General features: G+C 57.4%; 2 protein-coding genes and 1 pseudogene. All 3 read left to right on the top strand.

Features of this window, described 5'->3' with window-relative positions:
- Nucleotides 1-402 (top strand): DDE-type integrase/transposase/recombinase (locus tag GCT13_RS47740; RefSeq protein WP_152768436.1); only part of this gene is annotated, 402 nt, incomplete at its 5' end.
- Between the two features lie 307 nt (nt 403-709).
- Nucleotides 710-982: pseudogene (locus GCT13_RS47730) on the top strand (transposase); the annotation flags it as partial.
- Nucleotides 983-1,034: 52 nt separating this feature from the next.
- Nucleotides 1,035-1,286: transposase (locus tag GCT13_RS47725; protein ID WP_152768401.1), on the top strand; the 252-nt coding region annotated here is incomplete at its 3' end.

Here is a 1,286-nt window from a genome sequence, read left to right as displayed (position 1 = left end):
GTGGACTTCATGCTCAGGGCGAGGCGCGAAGTGGGCGCGGCCAAAGCCTTTTTCAGCAAGGCGATCAGGCATCAGGGCCAGTCGCCGGAGATCATCACGCTCGATGGCTATGCTGCCTCGCACCGCGCGGTGCGCGAGATGATGGTCGATGGTTCGCTGCCTGAAGACACGAAGGTCCGGTCCTCGAAATACCTGAACAACCTGATCGAGCAGGACCATCGCCATATCAAATCCAGAACGAATGTGATGCTCGGCTTCAAACGGTTCAGAAACGCCGCGACGACGATTTCAGGCATCGGGTTGACGCATCGCATTCGTAAGGGCCAGTTCGATCTCGCGAAGCTCGGCCTTAAGGATGCCGTTGCGCCCGTCGTATGGAATACGGTCCTCCGCGTTCAATAAGATATCCTTCCTATATGAAGACTTCTCAACCGGCTTACCTATTTGCACCAGAACCCGCGTGAGTACGTCGAGGCATTCCGGGAGTTCGCGGATTCGATCGACGTTTGTGGGCAGGTCAAATACGAATGCGCGAAGGCCGCGATGTCGGCTCTCGCGTTGGCCCGCGCCACGCGCAGTCGGCATGGCGCCACAGCGTGGAGGCCGGGCGCCAAAGACTCAGCGATGGAGCGCGAACTGTCGGACTTCATCGCGAAAACTGAAGAAAAACGGCGGACGTCGCTTGAGCGACGAACGGACTCTGTTCCCGTTCGCGGATCAAGGATACACAGGCGAAGACGCTGCGCAGGCCGCCAGCAATGAAGGCATTGATCTGCAGGTCATCAAACTGCAGGAAGCAAAGAAAGGTTTCGTGCTGCTGCCCCGGCGATGAGTGGTCGAGCGCAGCTTTGGCTGGCTCAACCGCTTTCGCCGCCTCGCGCGGGACTATGAGCGATTACCTGAAACGCTTGCCGGGCTTCATTTCGTGGTCTTCGCCATGCTTATGCTCGTGCATGCAGTGCCAGTACTTCAAAGTTCATAACACGGCCTAGACCGTGTTAGGAACTTTTTATAGAACCTGGTACCCTGGAGGGATGACAAAAGAAAGACGCAAACCCTACCCGACAGACGTGTCCGACGAAGAGTGGAGCTTCGCGGCGCCGTATCTGACGCTGATGGATGAAGCAGCACCGCAGCGCAAGTACGAACTGCGAGAAATGTTTAACGCGTTGCGCTGGATCGTACGTGCTGGTGCGCCATGGAGAATGATGCCCAACAACTTTCCTCCGTGGGAACTGGTGTACCAGCAGACCCAGCGCTGGCTTCAGGCAGGCTGCTTTGAGAAC

This window comes from Paraburkholderia franconis (assembly GCF_009362735.1).
In the GTDB taxonomy this organism is placed as follows: domain Bacteria; phylum Pseudomonadota; class Gammaproteobacteria; order Burkholderiales; family Burkholderiaceae; genus Paraburkholderia; species Paraburkholderia franconis.
Note: the sequence above shows the minus strand (reverse complement) of the source record. Positions and strands in the feature narration are given on the sequence as shown.